The 20,089-nt window shown below is 65.4% G+C and carries 24 protein-coding genes and 1 tRNA gene; 8 read left to right on the top strand and 17 right to left on the bottom strand.

Going from position 1 to position 20,089, the window contains the following annotated elements:
- Positions 1 to 28 precede the first annotated feature (28 nt).
- A complete protein-coding gene (locus tag ACZ5IQ_RS27535) occupies positions 29 to 307 on the top strand; it encodes a hypothetical protein (RefSeq protein ID WP_464480543.1) in 279 nt (92 codons plus the stop codon).
- A gap of 57 nt (positions 308 to 364) precedes the next feature.
- Positions 365 to 1,687 carry an ISL3 family transposase gene (locus ACZ5IQ_RS27540; protein ID WP_052545499.1) on the top strand — a complete coding sequence of 441 codons (1,323 nt, stop codon included), beginning with the start codon at positions 365 to 367 and terminating at the stop codon, positions 1,685 to 1,687.
- Positions 1,688 to 1,694: 7 nt separating this feature from the next.
- Here ACZ5IQ_RS27540 and ACZ5IQ_RS27545 read toward each other — a convergent pair whose 3' ends face one another.
- On the bottom strand, positions 1,695 to 2,396 hold the full coding sequence (locus tag ACZ5IQ_RS27545) for a plasmid pRiA4b ORF-3 family protein (RefSeq protein WP_052583420.1): 702 nt from the start codon (positions 2,394 to 2,396) through the stop codon (positions 1,695 to 1,697).
- Between the two features lie 121 nt (positions 2,397 to 2,517).
- Between ACZ5IQ_RS27545 and ACZ5IQ_RS27550 the strand changes: the two genes are divergently transcribed.
- Positions 2,518 to 3,405, top strand: coding sequence for a hypothetical protein (locus ACZ5IQ_RS27550; RefSeq protein ID WP_464480544.1), 888 nt, complete (start codon positions 2,518 to 2,520; stop codon positions 3,403 to 3,405).
- Positions 3,406 to 3,443: 38 nt separating this feature from the next.
- Here ACZ5IQ_RS27550 and ACZ5IQ_RS27555 read toward each other — a convergent pair whose 3' ends face one another.
- Positions 3,444 to 4,010, bottom strand: a complete 567-nt coding sequence (locus tag ACZ5IQ_RS27555; RefSeq protein WP_061006121.1) for a recombinase family protein — start codon at positions 4,008 to 4,010, stop codon at positions 3,444 to 3,446.
- Between the two features lie 221 nt (positions 4,011 to 4,231).
- Here ACZ5IQ_RS27555 and ACZ5IQ_RS27560 point away from each other — a divergent pair, with 221 nt between their 5' ends.
- A complete protein-coding gene (locus ACZ5IQ_RS27560; protein ID WP_162563606.1) occupies positions 4,232 to 5,281 on the top strand; it encodes a hypothetical protein in 1,050 nt (349 codons plus the stop codon).
- Positions 5,282 to 5,301: 20 nt separating this feature from the next.
- On the opposite strand, the gene ACZ5IQ_RS27565 is transcribed toward ACZ5IQ_RS27560, so the two are convergent.
- Positions 5,302 to 6,228: a GIY-YIG nuclease family protein gene (locus ACZ5IQ_RS27565; protein ID WP_234785299.1), complete on the bottom strand. Its 927-nt coding sequence runs from the start codon at positions 6,226 to 6,228 to the stop codon at positions 5,302 to 5,304.
- 110 nt (positions 6,229 to 6,338) lie between these two features.
- Between ACZ5IQ_RS27565 and ACZ5IQ_RS27570 the strand changes: the two genes are divergently transcribed.
- On the top strand, positions 6,339 to 7,247 hold the full coding sequence (locus tag ACZ5IQ_RS27570; protein WP_061006123.1) for a hypothetical protein: 909 nt from the start codon (positions 6,339 to 6,341) through the stop codon (positions 7,245 to 7,247).
- A 402-nt stretch (positions 7,248 to 7,649) separates the two neighbouring features.
- Here the strand turns inward: ACZ5IQ_RS27570 and ACZ5IQ_RS27575 are convergent, their stop codons facing one another.
- The 6 genes from ACZ5IQ_RS27575 to ACZ5IQ_RS27600 all read right to left on the bottom strand — a co-directional run bounded on the left by ACZ5IQ_RS27575 (position 7,650) and on the right by ACZ5IQ_RS27600 (position 11,110).
- Complete coding sequence (locus ACZ5IQ_RS27575; RefSeq protein ID WP_162563608.1) at positions 7,650 to 7,892, bottom strand: hypothetical protein; 243 nt, start codon at positions 7,890 to 7,892, stop codon at positions 7,650 to 7,652.
- An 88-nt stretch (positions 7,893 to 7,980) separates the two neighbouring features.
- Positions 7,981 to 8,232, bottom strand: a complete 252-nt coding sequence (locus tag ACZ5IQ_RS27580) for a hypothetical protein (protein ID WP_162563609.1) — start codon at positions 8,230 to 8,232, stop codon at positions 7,981 to 7,983.
- Positions 8,233 to 8,620: 388 nt separating this feature from the next.
- Entirely contained in the window at positions 8,621 to 9,190 is a 570-nt protein-coding gene (locus ACZ5IQ_RS27585) for a hypothetical protein (protein WP_061006253.1), read from the bottom strand.
- Positions 9,191 to 9,568: 378 nt separating this feature from the next.
- Entirely contained in the window at positions 9,569 to 9,886 is a 318-nt protein-coding gene (locus tag ACZ5IQ_RS27590; protein ID WP_061006252.1) for a hypothetical protein, read from the bottom strand.
- Between the two features lie 63 nt (positions 9,887 to 9,949).
- Complete coding sequence (locus ACZ5IQ_RS27595) at positions 9,950 to 10,300, bottom strand: uracil-DNA glycosylase family protein (RefSeq protein ID WP_082761689.1); 351 nt, start codon at positions 10,298 to 10,300, stop codon at positions 9,950 to 9,952.
- 123 nt (positions 10,301 to 10,423) lie between these two features.
- Entirely contained in the window at positions 10,424 to 11,110 is a 687-nt protein-coding gene (locus ACZ5IQ_RS27600; RefSeq protein WP_406802783.1) for a hypothetical protein, read from the bottom strand.
- 110 nt (positions 11,111 to 11,220) lie between these two features.
- On the opposite strand from ACZ5IQ_RS27600, the gene ACZ5IQ_RS27605 reads away from it, so the two are divergent.
- On the top strand, positions 11,221 to 11,853 hold the full coding sequence (locus ACZ5IQ_RS27605; protein ID WP_406802784.1) for a TetR/AcrR family transcriptional regulator: 633 nt from the start codon (positions 11,221 to 11,223) through the stop codon (positions 11,851 to 11,853).
- A 228-nt stretch (positions 11,854 to 12,081) separates the two neighbouring features.
- Here the strand turns inward: ACZ5IQ_RS27605 and istB are convergent, their stop codons facing one another.
- From istB to ACZ5IQ_RS27640, 7 genes are all read right to left on the bottom strand, one after another.
- The gene (gene istB / locus ACZ5IQ_RS27610; protein ID WP_406802785.1) at positions 12,082 to 12,906 is read right to left on the bottom strand and encodes an IS21-like element helper ATPase IstB; all 825 of its coding nucleotides are present in this window, start codon (positions 12,904 to 12,906) and stop codon (positions 12,082 to 12,084) included.
- Positions 12,903 to 14,552: an IS21 family transposase gene (gene istA, locus ACZ5IQ_RS27615; RefSeq protein WP_464480545.1), complete on the bottom strand. Its 1,650-nt coding sequence runs from the start codon at positions 14,550 to 14,552 to the stop codon at positions 12,903 to 12,905. The genes istB and istA overlap by 4 nt, the downstream gene beginning before the upstream one ends.
- 86 nt (positions 14,553 to 14,638) lie before the next feature.
- Positions 14,639 to 14,968, bottom strand: coding sequence for a uracil-DNA glycosylase family protein (locus tag ACZ5IQ_RS27620; RefSeq protein ID WP_082761690.1), 330 nt, complete (start codon positions 14,966 to 14,968; stop codon positions 14,639 to 14,641).
- A 248-nt stretch (positions 14,969 to 15,216) separates the two neighbouring features.
- A complete protein-coding gene (locus ACZ5IQ_RS27625; protein ID WP_061006247.1) occupies positions 15,217 to 15,441 on the bottom strand; it encodes a helix-turn-helix transcriptional regulator in 225 nt (74 codons plus the stop codon).
- A gap of 151 nt (positions 15,442 to 15,592) precedes the next feature.
- A complete protein-coding gene (locus ACZ5IQ_RS27630; protein ID WP_082761691.1) occupies positions 15,593 to 15,739 on the bottom strand; it encodes an excisionase family DNA-binding protein in 147 nt (48 codons plus the stop codon).
- Positions 15,740 to 16,036: 297 nt separating this feature from the next.
- A complete protein-coding gene (locus ACZ5IQ_RS27635; RefSeq protein ID WP_082761692.1) occupies positions 16,037 to 17,143 on the bottom strand; it encodes a tyrosine-type recombinase/integrase in 1,107 nt (368 codons plus the stop codon).
- Positions 17,144 to 17,303: 160 nt separating this feature from the next.
- Positions 17,304 to 17,393: transfer RNA gene (locus tag ACZ5IQ_RS27640), tRNA-Ser, on the bottom strand.
- A 64-nt stretch (positions 17,394 to 17,457) separates the two neighbouring features.
- Here ACZ5IQ_RS27640 and ACZ5IQ_RS27645 point away from each other — a divergent pair.
- On the top strand, positions 17,458 to 18,429 hold the full coding sequence (locus ACZ5IQ_RS27645) for an NAD(P)H-quinone oxidoreductase (protein WP_464480546.1): 972 nt from the start codon (positions 17,458 to 17,460) through the stop codon (positions 18,427 to 18,429).
- Positions 18,430 to 18,438: 9 nt separating this feature from the next.
- Positions 18,439 to 18,837, top strand: coding sequence for an acyl-CoA thioesterase (locus tag ACZ5IQ_RS27650; RefSeq protein WP_205848823.1), 399 nt, complete (start codon positions 18,439 to 18,441; stop codon positions 18,835 to 18,837).
- On the opposite strand, the gene ACZ5IQ_RS27655 is transcribed toward ACZ5IQ_RS27650, so the two are convergent.
- Positions 18,838 to 20,034 (bottom strand): cysteine desulfurase-like protein, encoded by a 1,197-nt coding sequence (locus ACZ5IQ_RS27655; RefSeq protein ID WP_061006244.1) that lies wholly within the window; start codon positions 20,032 to 20,034, stop codon positions 18,838 to 18,840.
- Positions 20,035 to 20,089: the final 55 nt, after the last annotated feature.

The following is a 20,089-nucleotide window of genomic DNA, read 5'->3' on the forward strand; positions in this document are numbered from 1 at the left end:
GACGTGGACAGCCGCTGAAGGAGTCCGTGTGCTTGAAATGGTAGTGACTTGGCATCCGGGTGCAGGTGGTAGCAGCTTGCGCACCGGCAGCCGTGCGATCGCGCCCGCCCTGCTGTACGCAGACAAATTAGTTGTGTGGTCCGATGAGCGCGACCATGCCCTGGAGGCCGCAGACTACTTTGAGTTACTAGACGTCTCCGAGGACATAGTCGAATTCGAGGGACTCGACTCGTCCTATCTTGGTGAAGATAACGGGCTCTTCACAGATGAGGGTGTAGAGGTGGTTGGCGCGTCGTTGCCGGGATAGAGGTCGAGGTCTCTCGAAAATGAGGGTTCCTACACTCCTCATCCGAAAGACCTCGACGTGCCTGACGCTACCGGTCGGGCGGGCTTCGCCTGCGCTGACCTGACGACTTTCTGCCGCCTCGACGAACTTGGGCTGCAGGTGACCGGACAACGCCTTGAGCCCGGCCGTGCTGTGCTGGCGTGCCGGGTGACCGACGAGGACCGGTGGTGTCGTCGCTGCGGCGAAGAAGGCATCCCACGCGACAGCCTCACCCGTACTCTGGCCCATGAGCCGTTCGGGTGGCGCCCCACCACACTGCTGGTGACCATCCGTCGCTACCGGTGCGCCGGCTGCGCCCACGTGTGGCGACAAGACACCACCAGGATGGCCGAACCACGTGCCAAGCTGTCGCGGCGTGCTCTGCGGTGGGCGCTGGAAGCCATTGTCTGCCAGCATCTATCCGTGGCTCGCATCGCCGAAGCGCTCGCGGTGTCGTGGAACACCGCCAACAACGCGGTGCTGGCAGAAGGCCGACGGGTGCTGATCGCCGATCCGGCCCGTTTCGACGGCGTGGCGGTGATCGGCGTCGATGAGCACGTCTGGCGGCACACCCGTCGCGGTGACAGGTACGTCACCGTCATCATCGATCTCACCCCTGTGCGTGACGGGACCGGTCCGGCTCGGCTGCTCGACATGGTCGAGGGTCGCTCAAAAAAGGCGTTTCAGGACTGGTTGGCCGAGCGGCCGCAGGACTGGCGTGACGGCGTGGACGTTGTTGCTATGGATGGCTTCTCCGGGTTCAAGACCGCTACCGCCGAGGAACTGCCCGAGGCGGCGACGGTGATGGACCCTTTCCACGTGGTGCGCCTGGCTGGCAACGCCCTCGATGAGTGCCGCCGCCGGGTGCAGCTGGCGACATGTGGGCACCGCGGCCGCAAGTCCGACCCGCTCTACACCTGCCGACGCACCCTGCACACCGGTGCCGATCTGCTCACCGACCGCCAGCGCACCCGGCTGGCCGCCTTGTTCGCCGCCGACGCCCACGCAGAAGTCGAGGCCACCTGGCAGATGTATCAGCGCACCGTGGCCGCGTATCGTGAACCCGACCGCACGAAAGGCCGCACGATGATGGCGGCGCTGATCACCACGCTGAGCACCGGCGTTCCCAAGCCGCTGACCGAACTGATCACCCTGGGACGGACCCTGAAGAAGCGTGCCGCCGACGTGCTGGCCTACTTCGACCGCCCCGGCACCTCCAACGGGCCCACCGAAGCGATCAACGGCCGCCTCGAACACCTGCGCGGATCCGCGCTGGGCTTCCGCAACCTCACCAACTACATCGCCCGGTCACTGCTCGAGACCGGAGGCTTCCGAACTCAGCTCCTTGCACCTCGGCAGTGAAGAGTCCTCAACGCATATTCGACGCGGCCAGAGCGTCATTGGTCTCGGTCACCGAGAAACGATCGGGGTGCCAGCCTCGGGGCAGCCAGTCGCGCATCTCCTGCGCACCCAGCCCCATCGGTGTTGCCCGCGGGTCGTACCCGCCACGAACCCACGCAGCCAATTCCTCATAGCCGCCCAAGCCACCACAATCCTCCGGCGGGCAGGCCATCTTGCCCGCCAGGCACACCGGAGCCGAAGGTGGATCATCGAGAACGTCTTCGACCACCAGCACGTGCTCCCATCCGTCGCCGAAGTCGTAGTCATAGAACAACCGGTCGCCCTTACCGGAGACCACCTGATCCAGGCGCACACCGTCCTCGACGAGACCGTCGTCGCCTTCGCTGAGATCAAATCTGGTGACGAAGTAGACACGGGTACGCCGGTCCGCCCCGACACCGAACTTATGCAGATGACCGTCCTGCCAGCCCATCGCAACCTGCAGCACGTCATGCAGCTCATCGAGCACGAGGTCACCCGGCAGGACCAGACGACGCCAGATCGGCGGCTTGGCGTACATCAGGTCGACCCGCACCCGGAAACCCCGCACACGCTCCGGCACAGCTCCCACCTCGGGTGTCGGTTCATCGAACACTCCCGCGAACAAATCCCGGCCAGCATCGGCCATCAGCTGTTGCAGCATCGACAGGTCCACACCACCCCCGGACACCGCGCTCTTCCTCTTACTCTTCCGCTTCTCCTCCGGCACACACCCAGCCAACCAGACACCCCAATCACAGGCCGACAGCAGCTGACCGTTCTACACCCTCAATCATGAAGAGCCAGATAACGTGCTGGTCGGATTGGATGAGCCGGCCAATGAGATGGTCGTTGAGTGGCACTCAAACGAAATCTCAAAGCTATCGGTTGATGATGTCGACGGAATCTGGCAGCACGTGCAGGTCATGCAGGATATAAATCGAGATTCCGTGATTGATTTCGTCTTCGACAGTCTTCTGCCAAGAGACTACGATCTCTTTTCGGAAATACTTGATCGCGTCAGGCGTACTCCGTATACGCATATGAAATCCGACGAGTGTGTGAGCGAAGTATTACTCGCCAATCATATTATCCAGACCCAAGGGCGCATCGGGCTTCTTGATGACTTGCGCGGCAATATCGACATCAGGGCGACGCAGTTCGGGAAAGACAACTTGGTCTCCTACGCCCAAACGCTGAATGCTCAGGGATCTTTGGGTGTCGGCGCGATTCAACGTTTGCCGTCCATTCGTCAGATTGAATGGACGGAGGTGTGGCACGCGCGGGAACAATTACAAGCCCCGCTTCGTCGATTCCGGTCCGCGACTCTGGAGCTTGTCAAAGGGCAGGTTGCACACCCCGTCGACGAAGAATTTGCCGCATTCGTTGATTTCACATGGCAGTCGAAAATGTCGCCAGCGATAGAAGAGGTGGAAGAACTTGTGCGGGAAAAATCGCTCCGCCAAATGTTCTTCTTGAACGCACTGGGTGATCTGAAAACGTACGCGGGACCCGGCATTGGAATCGCTGTCGCGGAGACTATCAACGTGGCAGGTTGGGTAGGCGCCTCCGTTGGCGCGGCTACTGCTGCCGGTAAGCTAGCTGCGGATTTCATCAAGGCGCGAAGAGAAGTAGCCAAGCACAATTTCTTCTACCTCTACGAAATCGAGCGGCGAGCAGCGAAAGCACTTCCCGAGTAATTTGCCGGGGATGGGGGTGGCGTTCGCCGGGTTCACGATCATGCCGCGTTCTCCTTCGCCTCGCGGTAGTTGTAGACGCTCTGCCTCGAGATGCCGTACTCCGCGGCGAGCTTCGTCGCGGACTCACCCGCCGCGAGCCGCGCCCGCAGCTCAGCAGCCTGCTCACCCGTCGGCTTCGCCTTCCTCCCCTTGTAGACCCCGCGCGCCTTGGCCAACGCGATGCCCTCCCTCTGCCGCTCGAGGATGAGGGAGCGCTCGAACTCGGCGACGGCCCCGAGCATGGTCAGGAGCAGGTTGTTCATCGGGGAGTCGTCCCCGGCGAAGGCCAGCCCCTCCTTGAGGAACTCGACGCGGACGCCGCGGGCGGTGAGCTCGCGGACGATGCGGCGGAGGTCGTCGACATTGCGGGCGAGCCGGTCCATGCTGTGCACGACGAAGGTGTCGCCATCGCGCAGGAACCGCAGCGCCTCGGCAAGTGCCGGCCGGTCGGTGCTCCTGCCGGAGGCCTTGTCCTCGAAGACGCGATCCACCGGAACACCGTCGAGCTGCCGCTCGGTGTTCTGGTCGGCAGTACTGACTCGCAGATACCCGACTCGTTCGCCCACGGTGCGTCCCCGGCTTGATGTGTCGAGTTAGCCTCTGAGACCTGCCGCGACACTGTGTCCATCAATGCGATTCGGACCCTAGATGTGCGCACTGACAGAAACCGGCCCGCGACGCGTTTGGGTACACCCCAGATGTACGACACGATCACTGTTTCGCGCGAGTGTGCCCCGGCGTCTCGATACTCGCCAGAAGAGTGCGGCGGGCGAACTACCGTGAGCCCATGACTCAGGGTTGGCCAGCCGGTGCTCATCACGTCGCGTACGACAAACTGCCGGATGTTCTGTGGGACGGCTCTTCTCACCATGCGCGCCTTGTGCATGAGTTGTATCCCGGCGAGGCTGCCTGGGACGCACAGCGGGTGGCGATCTCCATAGGAACCGCTGTGGAGCTTCTCCTCAAGCACGCGCTGGCACGTCAGAGTTTCCACCTGCTGCCCGACAAGTACGCGGTCGAGACAGCACTGACGCTGGACGACAAGGGAACCATGCAGGACCACCTGCCACAGCTGACGACGGTCACGGGACTGGTCGCCTTCGACCGAGCAAACGCTCAGTGCAGCCTGAAGCTGAATAAGAAGGACTTCGAATCGATCTTCCAGGTCCGAAACGCAGCCATTCACCTCGGAGTCGCGTCGACAAAGGCCAACGAGGCCGCGCTCAAGAAGATGGTGCTGCTCACCGACGAGGTGTTCACGCACCTAGGCACCGAACGTTCGGAACAGGTTCGGTATTGGGGTGGCGAGGAGGCGGAGAAGTTCGTCCGCGCGATCGTCGACGAAGCGGTCACCGAGGCGAAGGCCCGGTATGAGCAGATGGTGCGCCGAGCTAGGGAGGACTACCAGAGGCTGGAGCGGAGCCTGGTTGATGCGGGCAGAGCGGAGATCATCAAGCAGTACGCGCTGGTGCCGCCGACGATCGATTCGGTCCGAGAGGAGGCCTCGCCGCACGAATGCCCCGCGTGCCAGAACATGGGCTGGGTGGTCTACGAGGTGCACCGCGGGCATCCGATGGTCGAGTACTCGGATACCGGGGAATACGGGTACGAACCCGCCGGTGCTGCATATGTCGAACGGGAAGGCTCTGCCGACCGGTTCGAGTGCGGAGTGTGCCGACTCAAGCTGGATCGCCGGGAGCATCTCGTCGAGGCTGGGGTGCCGCTGGAGATCGAGCTGGAAGCGGACGACGCGACGGAACAGGAGATAAGCGACTTCGAGGAAGCTCAAGTCGAGTCCTACTTCGAGCGGATGAGTGACGAGATGCGTGGGAAGTAGTCTCGTGCTGACTCGGGTGCTCAGTTCCGGTTGAGGCCGAACTCCTGAGTCATCAGCGCCCGCTTGTAGTGGGACTCTGATTCGTTAACTTCCGAGGGCGAGGTGCTGGGGCCGAACACGCGCAGGATGCTGAATCTGAAGTGCCGGGCATGGTCGGTCTTGCCGCCGCCGGCTCCGATGCTGATCTTGGCGAGTTCCTTGAGCGCGTGGTTGCCACCGTGACCGTCCTGTGCGTACGACCTCCACCGCTGCAGTATCCGCTCGGCGCCATCGGCTTTCCCGACGTACTGCTTGCCGTTGGAGGAGTCGGTGATCAGGTAGATGCCCTGCACCTGTGACAGCGCGGCCCGCCAGTCGGCGTAGCGGCGATCCGACACCATCTCGCCGAGCTCGTGGAAGGTGAGCAGCACCTTGTCGAACCCCGGAAACGGAACGTGATCGCGGTCGGCGATCTCGAGGACAGGCATGCCCGCCACGCGGGAAGCGCGGCGGTGCCAGACCCGCGGGGTGTCCCACTCCACGACGAGTCGGTTGACGAGCGGAGTCAGGAAGTCGCTGCGGTGCAGATCGAAGTATCGGACGTCGGCCGTGCGCTCGGCGGTGATCTCGCCGCGGTTCTCGAACACTCCCCACAACCGGGACCGTTTCTTACCGTCGGCGACCAGGACCACCCAGAACCGCTCCGGTTCGGGAGGGAATTGGCGGGGTGAGGCGCCTTGGAACCGCGTGTATCGCCGAACCTTGTCCTCGGTCAGATCCTCCGGCCCGCGCAGACCCAACTCCTCCCCCGTGTTGAAGCTGTGCCGGATCACGCGGATGTCGTCGAGGCTGATGGGCGGGTCGTGCTCGGCGCCGAGCGCGGCAAGCACGTGGCCGAGTGTCAGAAAAGCGCCAGCGACAGGGGCATCGCCCTCGTCAGGGGCGGGGTTGATGTCCAGGTTCCCCACAGGGAGCAGACTACGGCCAGAGTCGCGGTACGAGACTGAGTTCGAAGTTCATGACCGGCCGTCGCGCAAGTCGACCCTGCGGCGACCGGCCAGCCTCATAGTGTGTCGGCATGTCGGTCCCCTACGTGTTGCAAGCCGCCCCCGATGTCATCGAGCTGTGGTCGACGGTCCGCCTGCCGTTCGAACCGCGCGACTGGGTGCTCGACATGCGCAACGACTTGCGCCGAGCGCTGCGCGACTCAGCTGCGAAGTCGGGTGGGAACCTGCACGCGGTGTACAGCGCAGCCGACGACGGCGCATTTGTCGATACCGAGAACGTCTTGCTCTACAACGTAGGGAGCGCCGCGCTCCGCCCACTGATGGCACGTTCGGTGACCTTCGAACGCGGCTACGAGATGCCGCCGCCACCGTCGGGCAGCGGACTTACCGAAGGTGCGACCCTGCACTACCAGCGCTACCGCGAGGCGCGCGACGACGCGTACGAGTTCTGGAAACCTGGAAAGCAAGTGGCCGCGTTCACCGGGGTCCCCGTGGACTCCGTTACCGGCAAGCCCGCCCCGGTGTGGAAGGCGATACGGGACTTCGCGGCGCCACCAGCCGAGACCGCCACTGCGCCAACACGATTCCTTCTCAAGGTCCACGTAACGGACACGAGAAAGGACAGGCCCGCGAACTCGTTGGCCGACATCGTGAAGCCGACCCTCGACGGCATCATCAGCGCCTATCACAGCCACGAGGGCTCCGACGGCGTCGTCGAAGCTCAGCGGCTCGAGGTGGCGGGGCTGGGATCGGCGGAGACGCTGCGGGACCAGCTTCATGATCGGCGATGGGCCGCACTCGGGGGCAGGCGACTGTTGTCATCGTTCGGCCCGACGGGAGTGCAGTGGAACCCCGCCGACGACTTCTGCGTCGCCGCCCACATCACCCTCAGCACCGGCCGTTCCGTCGCGGACGGCCACCATGCCCGGTGGCGACTGTCGGGCGAGCTGGCGGAGGCCATCCCCGTGCGTAAGGGCTGACGCCCGGGTCCCTCTCTGTTAATTTGCCCGGGCAGTCGGTCGCGCAGGCTGGAATGGGAGATGCGATCGAAGTGATCCTTCGTACGTCTGGCCGGGCCTACATTCAGTTGCACACGGACGGACTATCGGAGGGCGGGCGGCGTGAGCGAGCGGAGACGGCCGACCATGGGTGAGCGCGGTGCGCTGCCCGATCCCATACGCGGCATCCGCTACGGGATCGAAGAACCGTGCGGCGATGTCCCTGCGTGGCGGCAGAACAATCCACAGCAACGACCCGAGCCGAAGCCGCCCAGCCTGTGGGATCGAATCCGGGGCTGGTTCACGTAGGAGTCGATGAGGCGACCTCATGCGGTGATTATTGGAGCGACGTCAGTCGACCAGCACACGTGTGAGTCGCAGTAATCAGGCCACGAGAGCGAGGACGGTGGCCACCATCTGGATCGCGCCGCCCGCGGCGATGAGGGCCGTGGCCAACTGCTGGTCGTGGAGCAGCGCCGGCACGACCTTCGACTCCTGCTGCCCCGGGTAGAGAAGGCCGTCGTCCTGGTACCGCGGGTTGTCGGGGCGGATGCGGACCATCAGAATCGACCCGATCAGCGTGACCAGAGCGCCTAGCGCGGCGGTGATCGCTGCGGCGAGCTTCACGGCCGTCTCCTTTCCGTTGCGCTCCCGGGGATGTCGTGGTCCGAGGAGCAGAGTCGAGGCCATCCGGGTGCGCCGTGCGGGTAGGCGGTCAGTCCAACTCCTCGCTGTACACGTCGCTCTCGCTGAGACCCGGCAGTCGCTCCGCGAGCAGGTTCTGCACCATGGTGCGCGCCCCGGTCTCGGAGGCGCTCGGCGCGCTCCAGGTCCGTTCGTGACCGGGGCGTTCGCGCACCGTCCAGGACACCACCCACAGCGGTGTGCCGGCTATCGCGGTGTGGTCATCGTCGTCGGCGGTGCGCGTGCTGAGTGCGACTCGGACTACACCCCGGCGCATCCCCATGCCGTGGACGGTACGCGGCGGGTGCGACACCGGAGTTGGGATCGGTAGCGCCGCGGTGGTGGTGCGCTTCGTCCATGTGGTGGACGATTCCGGTGGTGGTCATCGCGTTCGACGTGGCGCTCATCGCCCTGTTCGCAACCGTCAAGCGACGGGGGCTTCGGCGCTTTGGACCTGCCCGCCGCGGAAGGTTCGGGTCTGCTGCCGGCGCCGGCTGGACGGCCGGTGCAGACTCCTCGGGTTACAGCGACGGAGGCCATGTAGGCCACGGAGGCCACTCAGGTTGCGGGGGCGGGCACAGCGGGTGCGGGGGCGGAAGCAGTTGTGGCGGGGGCGGCTGCGGCGGTGGCTGCTGATGATCGCGCTGCGGAGGGCGGGCAGCTCGGGATTGTCAGGACCTACGCCCCGTCGACGGTGCCCCGCCCAGCACCTCGCGCCCGCCGAACAACAGCTCTGGGTTCTTGACGAGCCCGCGGGACTTGCCGGTCGGCCCCTTCTGTCGCGGCGGCCGCAGGGCCTTCTTCTGGATCTGCAGCGCCCGCTCGTAGAGACGCCGGTACTCGGGTCCCTTTTCTACGAGGCGTGCTGCCTCGTTCACGATCTCGTGGAGTCGCGCGAGGCCTTTGCCTTGGAGCGGCTGTTTGGCCGCCAGCCCGGACAGCTCGCGGTGGGTGTGACCGAGCCATCCGCCGCCTTTCCCAACTGGAGGCTTCGCGCCGGGTGACGGAACACCGGCCTCGCGGGTCCGGGTACGAACCGCGGACACGCGGCGTAGAAGGTCGAGGAGTCCTTCGGACCGGTCGTTACGAGACCGCTGCCGCAGCCGGGCCGCGAGGCTGTCGAGCATCCGGATCTCGCCTGAGGTGAGGGGACGGTCGGCGGGGATCAGCTCGACGCGTGCCACCACTAGGGCGATCTCTTCGAGCTTCGGATTCGGGCGCCACGGCTTTTTGCTCTGCATGGTGGGGTCAGCGTAAGCGGAGGGACCGACGCCGCGGTGGGGCTCGCGGTGATCCGGCTAAGAGCAGCTGTCACACTCGCCGGTGACTGGCAACTCGATGCGGCAAGTCGGACACAGCTTCGGTTCCGGCGGCTCGACCTGTTCCTTACGGCGCGCTCTGGACGGGAACCCGATACCGAGGCACGCCGCGCACGTGCAGCCGCCCGGGTGGCCGCGGGCGTAGAGATCCGGAGGAGCACCTCTGCTCCCCATCGTGCGCCGTCGACCCATCAGACGCCTCCTCCGACGAGACACCAGTACACGGTCGGTCACCGCAGCGTAAGCCGAAGGCCCGACGCGGTGGTGATGTTCGCGGCGGTCAGGCAGCTCTCGCGAGACCTACTCCTCCTGCGGCTTCCTCTTCTTCACGGGTGGCTTCGGCCGCAGCTGCGACCAGTCCACCGTCACCGTCCGCTTGCCCGCGTCCTCCGGGTCCGGCTGCGGAGGTAGGACACGGAAGACGAGGTAGCCATCCACGCCCTTCGGGTTCGGGCGGCCGTCTCGGCGGAGTTCTACGCGGTGGGGGCGGCCGCCCTCGGGCCACTTCTCGGTCAAGTACGGGACGAACTCTGCGGGGTCGCGCAGCGGGATGGACTCGGCGGGGTCGAGATCGTCGAGACAGAAAGGGACCCAGGTCTCGCGGAAGCGCGGCGGCATGGCTGCATTCTCTAAAACAGAGAACTCCGGGAGGAAGTGGGTAGGGCTCGGCGGGTGGGTCCTCTACCTGTTTTGCTGACGCACCCGATCGAAGCTCCACCGGATCGCCGCGGCCAGATTCGCTTTGTACCCGGCCTCGAGTTCGTTGTCGTGCTGGCGCTGTATCCACGACGGATGCTTCGCGGCGAAGACGAGCGGCACGCCCCCTGGAAGCCGCCCCCGCGGCGGCTCGAAGGGTGGCACCGACACTCGCGCTCGCGGGTAGAAGAACGACACGACACGTTCGGCGTCGCGGCCCAACGTGATCACCAGTCGGGGGCGCACGATCTCAAGCTCGCGGTGGAGGAACGGTGCGCAGTTGACGATCTCGTGCTGATGAGACGCGCGGTTCTTGGGCTGATTTTGACAGCGGATTCGAGAGTCGTTTGATCACGAATTCGGGAGTCGTTGAGGGCGCCTGGGCTGCCAGATTGCTCACGAATTCGGGAGTCACTGATGCTGGGCTCGGACCCGGTGCCGCCGCTTCACATTCTCGACTCAAGGCTGGCGGGTCACCGCGAGCGCTGTCCCGAGAATCCATACGAACAAGAAGGCCGGCATTGCCGTGATCGAGAGGCCCTGCAGGGAAAGTGGGCCTTCCTCGACGATGAATGCGGCGAGCAGGAGTGGGTGTACTGCGGCGGCTGCGATCGCAAGATGTGCGGTGTATAGGGGTAGCACTCTGTGGCGGTATACCGCGATGGCGAATGAGCCGAGCGCCACGACGGTGGGCATCCCTGACATCGCCAACAGTCCAAAGGTCAAGTCGTAGAGCAGTGTTGACAGCTCTGCGGTGTGTTCCCGGTAAAGCAAGAGGTTGAACGCGGTGAAGCCGCTGAGCAAGAGGATCACACAGCCGAAGAAGCTGGCGGCAAAGCACACCGGCAGCGTTGATCGCGTGGGCAGCCGATCGCGCAGGTAAGTCCAGAGCCCGGCACCGAAGACAAACCATAGGGTGACGCCCACAGTGTTGAGCAGCTGAGTAACGACCAGCTGATCATGGTGGTCCACCGCCCACACCGCCACATCAGTGCCCGACGTCTGGGTTTGCGGGTAGGACCAGATCGGATACACCGGCAAGGTCAACGCCGGCAGCGCAAACCCGATCACGCCGCTCCATCGGGTCACGCGTGCCGAACTCCCATAGGCCGGTGTCTCGGCGCTCGTCACGTTGCTGTCGTTCATGGCAGCCCCCTCAGTGGCAATCTGACCAGTGGACAGTTCTTCGAACTGTCGTCAGCATGCCCGATCCGAGGAAACTTATCAATGGTCAGATTGCTCGGTAGGCTGCCCATATGGCTTCAACTGCGCGGTCGCGGCCGTATCACCACGGGCAGCTTGAGCGGGCGGCGATCGACGGTGCCATCAAGGAGGTGGAGGGCGTCGGAGTTGCTGCGGTAAGCATGCGCCGTATCGCCCGCCATGCTGGCGTGTCCCACTCAGCACTGGCTTATCAGTTCGGTGACAAGGCCGGCATCTTCACTGCGGTAGCGACCGAGGGGTTCGGCCTGCAGGCAGAAATGCTCCGTGCGGCCGCGACGGGCCCGGCCGGATTCCTGTTGGGCGGCCATGCCTATGTGAAATTTGCCCTTACCCACCGGGGCTACTTCGAGGTGATGTTCCGCCCTTACCTGTACCGCGGCGACGACCCGAAGCTGTTGGTCGCCAAGAACGCGGCATTCGATATTTTGTATGGCACGGCCCGATCCGGTCTGACATTGCACCGCTCGGAACCGGTCACCGACGAAGCTGTCCGTGCACTCGCCATGGCGGGGTGGTCACTGTCTCACGGGTTGGCCACACTGGCGTTGACGGCCAACATTAGTGAGCAGATCGACACGGACCCCTCGGTTCTGGCTGGGCAAATGATGCAGGGCGTTATCGCCTTGGCTGAACTGGCCAAACAGGTATCGACTGATCAGAGGTAACAGTCGAGGACCGCAGCGCATGCGCGGTGAAGCTGATCCAGTCGATGAGCAGCGCGGCGTCATAACCAGCATGGTTATAACCGTTGGCCTGTAAGTGCGCCACCAGCAGCGTAGCGATGGAATCGCTACGCAAGAACTCGTCGAGGACGGTGAGCACTTCTGCGAGGTTGGCCAGCTCGCCATCGCTGACCGCGGTGCGGGTCCTCGCTGGTCGGTCCGAATCCTCAATCACTTGGCTGGCTCGGTCTGATCGGTGGTCTTGGCGCGGGTCTGTGCCAGGCGGAAGGAGTCGGTGCCGGTTTCGATGATGTTGCCGCCGAAGGTGAGTCGGTCCACGATCGCTGCGCACAACCTCGGGTCGCTGAACGTTTTGGTCCAGCCGGAGAAACTCTCATTGGACGCGATCGCCACCGATGCCTTCTCTTCGCGTTCGGTGAGCACCTGAAACAGCAGTTCAGCGCCGCGGCGATCCAGTTCCATGTAGCCCAACTCGTCGATGCAGAGCAGATCAACCCGGCCGTAGCGGGCGATGGTCTTGGACAGCTGTTTGTCGTCGGAGGCTTCGACGAGTTCGTTGACCAGCTTGGTGGCCAGGGTGTACTTCACCCGATAGCCGGCCATCGCCGCCTCGGTGCCCAACGCGATCAGCAGATGGCTCTTGCCGGTGCCGGAATCGCCGATCAAACACAGCGGCAACCCTTTCTTGACCCATTCGCATTTCGCCAAGGTGTGCACTGCGGCGGCATCGACGTGCGGATTGGCGTCGAAGTCCCAGGCCCGCAACGACTTATCGCGGGGAAACCCGGCGGCTTTGATCCGCCGCGTCGCGCGGCGCCGGGCTCGGTCATCGCATTCGGCCATCAACAGCTCGGCCAGGAATCCGCGGTAGGACATCTGCTCGGCGGCGGCCTCATCGGCCAGCTCGGCGAAGTTGGCGCGGATCGTCGGTAGACGCAGCATCCGGCAGGCCTGCTCGACCGCGGCGTCGGAGGCCTGCTCGGTCAATCCGCGCCGGTGCGGCAGGCTGGTGCTCACAGAAGTCGTAGTGGTCATGGCGTGGCGGTGTCCTTCCTGGGGGTGCGCAGCAGGGCGTCGTAAGCCGCCACCGAGGGCAGCGGGCGGGAATCAATGGGTAACGCGGCCAGCCGCCTTGCGGTCAACGACGCCACCGCCTCGGTGTCATCGCCGGTTTCGCGGTGTTCATCTGACAGTTCAGAGGTGCTGTCCTCAGCGGCCTTTCGCGCTTCCAGGACCACGGCATCGGCGGTGAGCGCTCCGGCGGCCAGGGCGCGGGCCAACCCGATGACCACCACCTCGTGCGGTAGGTGCCGGTGCGCCAGGAGTACGCCGATCAGTTCGCGGGTGCCGGCGGCGTCACCGTGAGTCTTGCGTGCCGCGGCCCACCAGGCGTCGTGCACCGGGGTGAAACGCCCAACCGCGCGGGCCTGCTCCAACGCCGTCGACCCCGGCAGGGCACCGGGTTTGCGCAGCAGGATCTCCAGGTAGTGATCCAATTCCAGCCGGGTTTCGGCCTTGCCCGGCAAGCGTTCATGGGTCGCGACCAGCTGGCGGTCGCAGTACACCTCCAGGTGCGAGGCGTGCAGCTGCACCCGAACTTGGCGGCCGGCGAACCGGACCGGTACCGAATACCGGTTGGTGCGCACCGTGATCTGACTGTGCCGATCCACCCGCAGGTTGAACCAACGGCCGGTCTCGAACGCGGCATCCGGCAGCGGCGAGAGCAATGGCGCCTCGACGGTGAACAGTTCACCGACAGTGCGGACCCGGGAACCGATGCGCCGGTCGAGGTCATCGGCGTCCCATTTGTCGATCATGGCGTCGAGTTCGGCGATCGATTCGACCTGCGGGACCGGGACGAAGTGATTGCGGCGAAACCAGCCGATCTGGCCTTCCACGCCGCCTTTCTCGTGGGCGCCTTCGATGCCCGGCTGACAATAGAAAGCCTCCACCGCGTAGTGGGAGCGAAACGCCACCCAGCGGTCGTTTTCCACCCGGTGCCGTGACAACCCCAGCACCGCCGACACCGCCGATTTCAGGTTGTCGTAACGGATTCGGCCGAATGGCACCCCACCAAGAACCTCGAAGGCGTGCACGTGGCCTTCCAGGAACGCTTCCTGGCCGGCGGACAGGAACACCCGGTGGACCGCGCGGCCGGAGAACGACAGGCGTAGCGAGAACAACGTGCACGTGACCGGCTGGCCGCGTAGTTCGATCACCACATCGCCGAAGTCGACCTCGGCTTCCTCGCCGGGCCGGTGCGATTGCGGGACGAACACCTCGACCGGGGCGCGGCCGGATTCGGCCAGGACCTCCCCGCGGCGCACCGACATATACGCCCGCACCCGCGAATACGACACGTCGGCTTGGTGCTCCTCGCGCAGCCGGTCGAAGATCCGCTTGGCCGTGTGGCGTTGTTTGCGCGGGGCGGTCAGATCGGCGCGCAGCCAACCGTCGATGACCTCGCGGTAGTCATCGATCTTGCTGCCCCGGCTGGGATAGTGCTTACGTTCCGAAGGCCACGCCGACCCCAGCGCTTTGTGCACCGTCGTCCACGACACCCGGTACTCGCGCTGAATCGCCCGCGCCGACTTCCCGGCGCGGGCATCCCGGCGAATCGCCGCATACAACTCCACCTTGGACGCCGAAGGCCGCACACCGGTATCCAACCCGCGCCACATGGACAGCCCGTGACTCCCGAATTCACAGTCAACGACTCCGCCTCGACAACACCGACTCCGAAATTCGTGATCAAACGACTCTCGAATCAGTAGTCAAAGTCATTGGGCGGATGGCAGTGCACCGCGTTGCTGATGAACACCTGCTTCTTCGTGAGGCCGGCGAGCGCGATGCCCTCGTCGATCAGGTCGCCGCTCCCTTCGGTGAACGGGATCTGGCTCTCCATACACTTCTCGCACAGGCTCTGCCCGACCAGAGCCACCGGTGACGTCAGGCACCCGTAGCCGGGCGCAGACGCGGTGACGCCGGGGATGTTCATGCCGTCGCAGCGGCGACAGTTGGCGATCTCGGTGTCGAGGGTGATCTTGAGCCTTCGCCGCGAGGCGTCGATGTCGTGCTCCACCGCGTTCGAGCTCATCGGTGGAGTGTAGGTAGGGCGAGGTCAGCGGCGGCGTGGATCACGAGCCACACTTTCACGTTCCGTATTCGGGTACATCGTGGTTCGGTGCCTTCTACCGAGGACCCGTGAACCGGCCCACGTATTGGATCGGTCGGAGCTCGAAGTGTGTCTCGTCGACAGGCCCGTGGTGCTCCGTGAAGCTGGCAGCCGTCCCGAGGTTCAGGTCGATGCCGTGGAAGATCCAGATCGAGTACCTGTCCGGGTGGTCACGCGAGTGCATCAATTCGCGGAGCGTTATGAAGAAGGCTGGGTCCGCTGATCGGGTTCCCTTCACCTCGAAGCGTCCGGCGCCCGAGCCTCAGCGGGTGGATCACACCATCGGCCATCAACTTGTAGAAGTGTGTCGGCCCAACCCTCAGCGCCTTAACCGCCTCCGGAATGCTCAGCAGGGTCAGGTCGTCATGGTCGATGGGTTCCGCAGCTACGTCCATGCCGCCAGACGGTATGCCCCCGCGTGAATACCGGTGGCTGAAATAGGTATAGCTTTTCACGCCAAATCCGCAACGAGCTATACCCGAAACATCAGGAACGGCAACGGGATAACCCGTTGCCGGTGACGGTGCAGAAGACGTTGCCGGCAGGCTATGCCGCCTCGCTGATGATGTGGTCGACCTCCGCAGCCGGGATCAACCTCCGCCTGCCGAGCCTGATCGACCGCAGCTCCCCCGACCGCAGCTGCGAGTAGATCAGCGACCGCCTCACCTTCAGTCGGTCGGCAGCTTCTTCCACGGTTAGTACCGTCGCGGTGCCGCAGCGGGTGCGGGTTCACTTTGCGTCGCCGCCAAAACCGCGGCGATCGTCGCGGCCAGCGCGGCCGGGTCTGTGGTGCTCATACCTGCAATCCGATCACGCGTTTCCGATTCCGACGAACGATCCGTACGACACGCCGAAACACGTCGGTGCACACCGAGAACGTCACCGCTCACCCCACACCCTGGGCGACAGCAGCGCCGCCGCAGACGCCAACGACTCCCGGGAGGTGTGTGCGTAAGTGCGCATCGCCAGCACACCGTCAGCGTGCCCAAGCTACGCCGCGATCGTCGCTGTGGGTGCACCTCGCAGGTGCAAGAGCGTCGCCGCGGTGTGCCGGGATGCATGAAGGCGGCGGTGCGGGACACCGGCGAACATCAGCGACCTGTTCCACCACGCGTTCAGTGCGCGGGGGCTGACCGGGCGGCCGTACGGATGCGCGATCACGTAGCCGTCGTTCGGCCCCTCCCACAGCTCACCCGCCACGAGTCGCGTTGTCCGCTGCTCACGCCGGACTCTGCGCAGGATGGGGATCAGGTGCGGAGGCACGTCGAGTTCCCTTGCGCTGGAGAGCGTCTTGGCGTCGTCCTGCTCGATCACACCTTGCGCCGTTGACACCCTCGTTGCCCGGATCGCGAGCGTCGGAACCTCGGCGTCGAGGGTGATCGCGGACCATCGTAGCCCGGCCAGTTCACCGCGGCGCAGGCCAGGCAGTGCGAGATGCACGAAGAGCTCTCGTAGATGCGCGTGCTCAATCTCCCGCACCACCTTCGGAGCGGCGTCGGCCGGCGGAGCAGACACCGCGTGGGCGTCAACGAGCTGCTCGACTTCGACTTCGGACAACACATCATCGAGCTTCAGGTCCGGTGCACCCGACGGCCGACGCAGCGGCTCCACGAGGTCGATCACATTCCTCGGCAAGATGCCTTGAGCCTGAAGGTCTTTCCACACGGACCGCCACCGCGCCAGCATGGGGTTGATGCTCGTGCGCGCCCACAAACCGCGTGGTCCGGTGCCGTCACGGAGCTCGACGACGAGCTTCTCCACGTCCGCCTTGACGATCTTCTGCACCGGGCGGTCGCCGTACTTCTCGATGACTGGAGCGAGCGCGGCGGTGTACGCGGCGTGGGTGGTGGGCTTGATTCGCTTGCCCGCCAGCCACTGTTCGCACGCCGCCTTCACCGTGAGTTGTGACGGCGCGGTGCACGTTCCGGCTGCTCGTTCTGCAGTGACGGTGGCGTGCGCGTCTATCGCTTCTTTCAACGTGCGGAACCTCCGGCGGCGTTGATGCCGCGCGCCGTTGGGGCCTGTTACTTCGAGCCTTACCTCGTACCGACGGCCGGACGGGAACTCGCGCACCGTCACGTAACTCGGGATCTTCATGCGTCTACCTCACCCTAGAAATTCGGTGAGACCAGCCGCGCGGAACGACACGCCGACACAGCTCGCGGGACCGATTCCGGCCCCCATGTGTCATGTTGAGTCACCTTCGGAGACGGCCGCTCCGGGTCCGATACTTGATGGGCGGCATATCCGCTGGTGTTGGCGGTGGCGGAGGGATTTGAACCCCCGGTTGGGTTTAACCAACTCTCGCTTTCAAGGCGAGTGCATTAGGCCGCTCTGCCACGCCACCGCGGAACAGCCTAAGGGGTCGGGGCTCGAGCAGGCTCGGAGGGTCCGTGTGTAGCGTTGCCTCCATGCGCGCCATCGTCGTCGAATCCCCAGGTCAGCTGGCATGGTCCGAGGTACCGGAGGTGACGGCCGCCGATGGCGAAGTCGTCATCGACGTGACGACCGCCGGGGTGAACCGGGCCGACCTGCTGCAAGCCGCCGGCCTCTATCCCCCGCCGCCGGGCGCCAGCGAAATCCTCGGGCTGGAGGTCTCGGGCGTCATCTCCGCCGTCGGCGCCGGCGTCGAGAACTGGGCTGTCAGTGACGAGGTGTGCGCGCTGCTCGCGGGCGGTGGCTATGCCGAGAAGGTGGCAGTGCCGGCAGCCCAGGTCATGCCGATCCCGGCGGGTGTGGGGCTGCATCATGCCGCCGGCCTGCCGGAGGTCGCCGCGACGGTGTGGTCCAACCTGGGCATGACCGCCCACCTGAGCGCCGGCCAGCTGGTGCTGCTGCACGGCGGCGCGAGCGGTATCGGCACGCATGCCATCCAGGTCGCGCACGCGCTGGGCGCCCGCGTCGCGGTCACCGCGTCACTCGAAAAGCTCGAGCTCTGCCGCGAACTCGGCGCCGACATCCTGATCAACTACCGCGACGAGGACTTCGTCGAGCGGGTGGCGGAGGCGGGCGGCGCCGACGTCATCTTCGACATCATGGGAGCCTCGTACCTGGACCGGAACATTGACGCGCTCGCCCCCGACGGCCGCGTGGTGATCATCGGCATGCAGGGCGGCGTCAAGGGCGAGCTGAATATCGCCAAGCTCCTGGCCAAGCGGGCCGGCGTCATCGGCACCGCGTTGCGCTCGCGCCCGCTGGACGGGCCGTCCGGCAAGGCCGCGGTGATTTCCGAAGTGGTGCAACATGTTTGGCCCATGATCGCCGACGGCCGGGTGCGTCCGATCATCGGTACCGAGCTGCCCATCGAGCAGGCGGGAACAGCCCACCAGCTCCTGCAGGAAGGCGCCGTGTCCGGCAAAGTGCTTCTGCGGGTGCGGGATTAGGTTGACGGTGTGACGTTCACCTACACCGCGCCGGTCCGTTATCTCGAGGTCGACCAGCAGGGCGTGGTCTTCAACATGTGGTACCTGGCCTACATGGACGAGGCCTTCGGCGCGTTCGTCGCGCAGACGGCGTCGTGGCGCGACATCTTCGAAGCGGGCGTCGACGCCCAGGTGGTCCACACCGAACTGGACTGGTCGGGCTCTCTGAAGTGGGGCGACCAGATTCACGTCGACGTCACGGTGCCCGCCCGGGGACGCACCTCGTTCACCGTCGAATTCCTCATCCACGCAGGCGATTCCACGCGGCCCATCGTCACCGCAAAGACCGTCTACGTCTGCATCGCGACCGATGGCTCCGGGAAGGTCGAACCTCCGCAGCTGCTGCGCGACGCGCTGGACTACGCGTAACTAACCGAGCGAGGCCAGCGCGCGGACCAGCTGATCCACTTCAGCCGTGGTGGTGTAGTGCCCGAGGCCGACCGTGACGGCGCCGCCGATGTCATTGACACCGATGGCCTCCAGCACCCGGGAGTTGCCGTCAGACACGGCCAGCACGCCGTTGTCGGCGAGCCGGCTGATCACGGTGTCGGCGGGCACGCCCTGCACCGCGAAGCTCAGCACCGGAATGGCGGCCTCGGGCGCGCCGAGCACCATGACCAACGGCAGCGACCGCAGCGAGTTACGCAGGTACCCGAACACCCGTCCCAGGTAGGCCTCCGCCGACTGCATGGAGCGCGCGAGCCGTTCGCGGCGGGTGCCGGTGGCGGCGTCGTCCAGGTTGGCCAGGTACTCGATGCTGGCGACGACGCCACCGAGCAGGCCGAACTGGTGCGCGCCGACTTCCAGACGCGCGGCGCCCGTGGCATTCGGATCGAGTGACACCGCCGCCAAGGTGTCGATCATCGCCGGATCCCGGAAAACGAGCGCACCGATCGGCGGGCCACCCCACGCGATCGCGTTGAGCGCCACCACGTCGGCGTCGACGTCGTTGATGTCCAGCAGGCGGTACGGCGCGGCCACGGAGTGGTCGACGACGACCATGCCACCGTTCTCCCGCGCCATCTTGGTCACGGGCCGCAGATCGGTGACGGTGCCGAGCTTCGAGGATGCCGACGTGATCGCGATCAGCCGGGTCGGCCGGGTGATGAGCGTCTCCCACTGCCAGCTGGGCAGTTCGCCGGTCTCGATGTCGACCTCGGCCCACTTCACCTTGGCGCCATAGCGATTCGCGGCCCGCAGCCACGGGGCGATGTTGGCCTCGTCGTCCAGGCGGGTGACGACCACTTCGTAGCCCAGGCCCGACCGCGACGCCGACGCCTCGGCCAGCGAGTTCAGCAGCACGGCCCGGTCGGCGCCGAACACCACGCCACGCGGGTCGCCGCCGACGAGATCGGCGACCGCCTGGCGCGCTGCGGTCAGAACCGCCGCGCTGCGCTGAGCGGCCGGATGCGGGCCGGCGGCCGAGGACATGGAACCGCGGAAGGCGGTCGAAACGGTGGTCGCTACCGAGTCCGGCAGCAGCATTCCGGTCGGGGCGTCGAAGTGCACCCAGCCGCCGCCCAATGACGGGTGCAGACCGCGCACCCGGGCGACGTCGTATGCCATGCCATGCCAACCTTCGAGCGATTCAGGCCTGCCAGCCAAATTTTTCCGGCGGGCG

The sequence above is a fragment of the Mycobacterium toneyamaense genome (assembly GCF_055384815.1).